This is a genomic window from Streptomyces sp. NBRC 110611 (genome assembly GCF_001590865.1).
In the GTDB taxonomy this organism is placed as follows: domain Bacteria; phylum Actinomycetota; class Actinomycetes; order Streptomycetales; family Streptomycetaceae; genus Streptomyces.
In genome coordinates this window covers 1-5,338 of sequence record NZ_BBUY01000051.1, presented here as the reverse complement: position 1 = coordinate 5,338, position 5,338 = coordinate 1, and the positions used below count along the sequence as shown (strand labels likewise).

At 63.4% G+C, this 5,338-nt stretch carries 4 protein-coding genes and 3 pseudogenes; 1 reads left to right on the top strand and 6 read right to left on the bottom strand.

The features are described 5' to 3' along the window. Window positions 1–138: 138 nt before the first annotated feature. Window positions 139–1,635 (bottom strand): lytic transglycosylase domain-containing protein, encoded by a 1,497-nt coding sequence (locus AZE13_RS33065; protein ID WP_066940447.1) that lies wholly within the window; start codon window positions 1,633–1,635, stop codon window positions 139–141. Window positions 1,636–1,962: 327 nt separating this feature from the next. Then, window positions 1,963–2,412: pseudogene (locus AZE13_RS33060) on the bottom strand (transposase); the annotation flags it as partial. 134 nt (window positions 2,413–2,546) lie between these two features. On the opposite strand from AZE13_RS33060, the gene AZE13_RS33055 reads away from it, so the two are divergent. Beyond that, on the top strand, window positions 2,547–3,098 hold the full coding sequence (locus tag AZE13_RS33055; RefSeq protein ID WP_258528179.1) for a transposase: 552 nt from the start codon (window positions 2,547–2,549) through the stop codon (window positions 3,096–3,098). A gap of 175 nt (window positions 3,099–3,273) precedes the next feature. Here AZE13_RS33055 and AZE13_RS33050 read toward each other — a convergent pair whose 3' ends face one another. From AZE13_RS33050 to AZE13_RS33040, 4 genes and pseudogenes are all read right to left on the bottom strand, one after another. Next, the gene (locus AZE13_RS33050; protein ID WP_147264820.1) at window positions 3,274–3,615 is read right to left on the bottom strand and encodes a hypothetical protein; all 342 of its coding nucleotides are present in this window, start codon (window positions 3,613–3,615) and stop codon (window positions 3,274–3,276) included. Window positions 3,616–3,803: 188 nt separating this feature from the next. Continuing rightward, window positions 3,804–3,920, bottom strand: a pseudogene (locus AZE13_RS39490) (hypothetical protein); the annotation flags it as partial. 44 nt (window positions 3,921–3,964) lie between these two features. Beyond that, window positions 3,965–4,069 (bottom strand): annotated as a pseudogene (locus AZE13_RS39485) (transposase domain-containing protein); the annotation flags it as partial. 1,052 nt (window positions 4,070–5,121) lie between these two features. After that, on the bottom strand, window positions 5,122–5,338 hold a 217-nt coding region (locus tag AZE13_RS33040; RefSeq protein WP_147264819.1), incomplete at its 5' end, for an IS3 family transposase.

Below are 5,338 nucleotides of genomic sequence, written 5' to 3'. Positions count from 1 at the left end.
AATCCACTCCTTGAACCTTTTAGGTGCAGATCTTCTGAGGGCTGTCGGTCAAGAGCCCCACGTTGCTTGTGGGTCGGACGGGCCGTCGTAAGGGATCCAGACGCTGGGTATGGCTTTGAGGTGGTTGCACGAGATGGTTCACCCCACCTTGCCGCCCGGCGTCTCACAACGACTCGGCCGCTGTTTACCGGTGGTTCGTTGAATCCGGTGGTAGACGTCGGTGCCGTGTCCGGTGGTGACTGCGTTGATCAGGGCCTGGAATTCGGTGTTCGAAGTGCGGGTGAGATGGTCGGTCTGGTGTAGCGGATTGGGCTTGATGGTGGCGTCTAAACGGACTGGGGATGCCGTGTAGCCGACGGCCATCGCCTGGAGACGGAAGGCTCCTGTCTCGTCACCTGCGCTCAGTGTAGGCGTGGTGGCCCGACCATCCTTGCCGGTGGTAACGATGACGGTGGTCACGCCGTCGGGGAAGCGAGCGTCGGCGGCCGTGGGGACGCTAAAGCGGACGGGGATGCCGACAACCGGCCGCCCAGCGGAGTCCTCAGCACGCACCTGGGGCAAGACGGCGAAGTCGGTGCCGATGGTAGCGGTCAGGTTCTGGTTGCCGATCCGTTGGAGGGTGATGAGGGGGGAGGCTTCGGCAGGTGGTTTGGGAGTGGCAGGTTCAGGTATGCGTTGAGGAGCGGGATTAGGTGAGGACGTGGGGTTGGATGCAGTGGGGACGTCTGATTGTGTGTTATTGGGGTGGCGGCGTACCCCCGAGGGAGGGACGTCCCGGTCACGGCTCGTGTGGACTCTGGGTTGGTGGTGGTTGGTTCGGGAGGTGGGATGGGTGCCGGGTGTGGCAGTGACGCCAGCGCGACCGGTGTGATGAGCCCGGAGTGCGCCCTTGCCATCAGGTACCTCGTGGGTGCCGTTGCGGTAGAAGCTGTACCAGGACAGCACCGTGCGCAGGTACTCCCGGGAGTTGTTGTAGCCAAGAATCGCCCGGTCCAGGTCCTGTTGAGAGGAAAGGTCGCGGCCATTGGCACAGAGGTAGTGACCGGCGGCGAGTGCGGCGTCGAAGATGTTGTGGGGGTCCTTTACACCGTCGCCGTTGCCGTCGGCGCCCCAGCCGGCGCCGTCGGGGCCGCCCTGGGACCAGGTGGAAGGGATGAACTGCATAGGGCCGACGGCGCGGTCATGGGTGAGGTCACCGTCGTAGCGGCCGCCGTCAGTGTCGAAGATCTGGGCGAAGCCCTGGCCGTTGAGCTGAGGGCCGAGGATCGGCTGGAGGGTGGTGCCTTCGGTGTCGACGGCCCCGCCTCGAGCCTGGCCGGACTCGGCCTTGCCAATACCGGCGAGCAGCTGCCAGCGCAGCCGGCAACCCGGATCAGGAGCATTGATCCGGGAGACAGCATGTCTGTATGCGGCGAGGACGGTGGCGGGGATGCCAGCCTCGGCGGAACCGGCGGCAAGGGTGCCGCTGTAGGGTATGTAGGGCGTGTGGCTGTCGGCGTCGTAGGGGTGAGGACCCGTGGATGACACGAGGCCGATGAGCGGCGGCAGGTCAGTGTAGTGCGCGGAGCCGCCATCGATGGGGGTGTTGGTGGGTAGGGTGGCCTCCCGTTCTTCGACGGCCTGGGGCTTGGTCACGGTGGGTGGCTGAAATGCAGTCAGGACTGCGAGCACCAGAGCCGCCACGGTTGTCGAGGCGACTCCCTTACGCAGCCGCCCACAGGATGTGACTACCATATGCACCGAATACCCTTCTGGGCGGGTTCATCCTGGAAGCTCCCATAGATCGTCAAGCGGTCTGTAGGAGTTGCTTCTGTGAGGTGTTCGTACTGGTCAGGTACTTGCAGACATCGCACGCAACCAAGCGTTTGAGGCAGCGGAAGATGTCCTTCTTTGACATGCCTTTCGGCCGTGCGCCGCGCAAGGGCCTGTCAATCTAACGGTGTAACTGGTGTGGCTGATGGGTCAGATGCGGGCTGCTGAGAGGCGGCCGTCGAAGGCGATGTCGAACGCCTGGAGGGCTAGCTTCCAGCGGGTGATCCACCGCTTTCGACCCTTCCCGGTCGGGTCCAGGCTCATCACCGCGAGATAGACGCACTTCAACGCGGCGGCTTCGGATGGGAAGTGGCCACGGGCCCGCACCGTCCGGCGGATGCGGGCATTGACGCTCTCGTTCGCGTTCGTCGTGCAGACAATGCGACGTATCTCGGCGTCGAACTGCAGGAACGGCACAAACTCGGCCCAGGCGTTCTCCCAGAGCCGCCCGATCGCCGGGTATTTGTCGCCCCAGGCTTCGGTGAACTCCAAGAACCGTGTGGTGGCCGCGTCCTCGGTCGGCGCCGTGTAGACGGGCTTGAGCATCTTGGCGATCTTGTCCCAGTCCTGGCAGGCGGCATAGCGGAACGAGGCCCGCAGTGCCCGGCCCGCCGTGCTCTGGAGCGTGACGAGCACGCGGTGGAGTTGTGGAAGAAGGACGTGTGGCTGCACGTGGAAGCACCGCGGCGGCGCTCGGGGCCTGGATCGTCTTCGAAGACGAGGCCGGCTTCTCGATGACGCCGCCACACGCCCGCACCTGGAGCCGCCGCGGCCACACCCCCGTGATCCGGGTCAGAGGCCGGTCCTACCGGCGTATCTCGGTCGCGGCCATGGCCTGCTACCGGCCCGGCGAACGCTCCCGTCCGATCTACCGGCCTCGCGTCTACCGCAAAGGCGAACGGTCCAGCTTCGACTGGACCGACTACCGGGATCTGATCGCCTGCACCCACCAGCAGCTGGGCGGCCCGACCATCCTCATCTGGGACAACCTGAACACCCATCGCACCACCGGCATACGACAGTACGCGGACGACCACGACTGGCTCACCATCGTCCACCTGCCCACCTACACACCCGACCTCAACCCCGTGGAGGGGATCTGGTCACTGCCGCGGCGCGGCCCGCTGGCCAACGCTGCCTTCACCGACGCCGACCGCCTCACCCGCACCCTCCGCCGCGGCCTCCGGCAGATCCAATACCGACCCAGCCTCCTCGACGGCTGCCTCGCCGAAGCCATCCTCACCCTCAACACGCACCAACCAACGCCAACCCGAAAACCTCAGTAGGAAGAGGGCGCAGACCTCCTGCCCGATCATGTCCGGCGTTGCGAGCGCAGGACTCCGCCACGGCCACGCTGGTGAGCTTTGATCTCATCGAGGCTTGATTCGAGCTACCAGCGTTCTGCGTAAGCGGCCGCGAATTCGGCGGCGCCAGCCTTGTCGGCGTCCATGATGGTGGTGATCAGGCAGAAAATCTCGCCTTTGCCCTCACGGGGGTCACTTCGTACTCAACGACCCGGACCAGGATCCCGGACGGCTCCTCGATCTGCATCGATCCGCGGTAACGCTGGTTCGCACGCCGCCTCCGCACCTTGGGGTCAAGCAGAAAGGACTCGTACGATCCATCTTTCAGTGGCCGGACTACCGGCAGATGGTGCCCGTCGGGCATGCGCCACAGCAGATCCGCACCTGTCGCTACCGCGGCCTCCCACAGCCGGTAGGCGTAGAATCCCCGGTCGCCAGTGATCAGCACGCCTGGCTCGACGTCGGCGATGAGTCCTTCAGCACGGGCACCCTCTTCCACACGCCAGGGCCCATCGAGACGGCCACCACGGCATGTGTTCCGCATTCCCCCAGCCCCACGATCTTCACCTGGGGAAAAGGCGCGGGGTTCTTCACGCCGCCAGAACATCCCAACTCTGCGTCGTTCGCCGGAGTATCGGTAATGTCGAGCACGAATCCGTCGGTGGCCATCAGTCGCCACTGGCCCAGTCAGGCTCCTTGCATACCCCGTTGAGCGCACGGCAGTGCCACTCTTTCGAACAGTACGCGCAATGTATCCGGTCCCAGACGCCAACGTGCCTGGGAAATGGCACTTGTCGTAGGGACAGTCCAGTCTTTTCTTCATGTACCGAGAAACCGCAGCCGTTGACAAGCAGGGGGATGACTTCCTCATATGACTCGCTGAAGAACAGGCACAAGCCCATGACGTAGTAGACGACCATACGTGTCGGCAACAGACGGGACCGCATCTCGGCCCGGCCCGCCCGGCGAGCGCCTCATCGACCAGGTCCCGGTCAACCAGGCATGTCAGAACCCCGATACCTACCCGGCCCGTCAACCGCGTACCGGAAACTACCGAGCCATCCCGAACCCCACCCATGAACCAGGAAGATAGGCGGCATCCTCCGTGCCACAAAAGGCAACGATCACGCCAGTTGACCATCTACAAGCAACACGGGTGTGTCGCTGTGGTTCTGTCGAAACAGAACGCCAAATCACTTATCTATGCGGCATTGCCGTGCGCCCCACCAAAGGGCAAGATTAGGCCCCGGCACCGAGCCTTTGGCTCGGACCGGGGCCCATGTGCGTTACCCGTGGAAGCACGTGATGTTGTACCCGACGGACGAGCCACCCGTGGTGGGCAGCACGCCAGGGTAGCTTACAGCGCCGTTCCAGGGCCAAACATTGCCGAGTACATCAACGTTGCATTGTGGGGCTCACATGAAACGCTCTGGGAATGTAGACCACCTTGTGACCATGCGACTTGCGGTGACCGTGGCTGCCGCCCCCATGATGCAGGCGAGAATGCCCTCGGCTGGAATTCTTGTGATGTGGATCGAAGTGGTTCGCCCGGGGCCCTCTGTGGGTACCACCATCCGTTGAGCTGGCGCAGGCAGTGCCAGCACCCAGGAAGCCGACACCAGCGATGGCGACTGCCGCGACAATAGCCCTGCTAATTTTGTGCATGACATCTCCAATAGATTGAAATGACTTTCAACAGAAATCGATTGACCGTGCAAAATTAGTGGAGATTGATGCGCCATATCACCCCTGTCTATTGATCCGAAATTCAAGTGGCTCCATCCGTGGCGCTGCAGCATCTGCGCGATGGTCGACAGCGCCAGGCTCTTTCGCGATCACCGCATTGCCCTGCCCCGCAGCGAACATCCCGGCCGCCTCCATACGGATGCGCTCGCGAAACGCCCGCCGCTCGGCGGTCAGACCGCCCCCTTGCGGATATCTCTTTGGCTCGGGCATACAGCGACAGCTTCCACCTGTCAGCCCTCACGACAACAATCCCGAAAGGTCAGTAGCTGGTCAGAGCGGGTTGACGCGGTCTTAGGTTAACTTGCTTGGCCGTTGCCTGGTTGGCGTAGTGCTTCTCCTCGAACTCGATGGGGCTGAGGTAGCCGAGGCGTTTCTGGATGCGGCGGGGGTTATAGAAACCATCGATGTACTCGAAGAGCGCGAGGTTCGCTTCGGCCCTGGTGGCGAAGGTGCGATCGCGGATGCGCTCGGTCTTT

What these genes read in the sequence shown, in the direction of transcription:
- AZE13_RS33055 (WP_258528179.1), top strand. Translation starts at nt 2,547, where the DNA reads ATGACGCCGCCACACGCCCGCACCTGGAGCCGCCGCGGCCACACCCCC.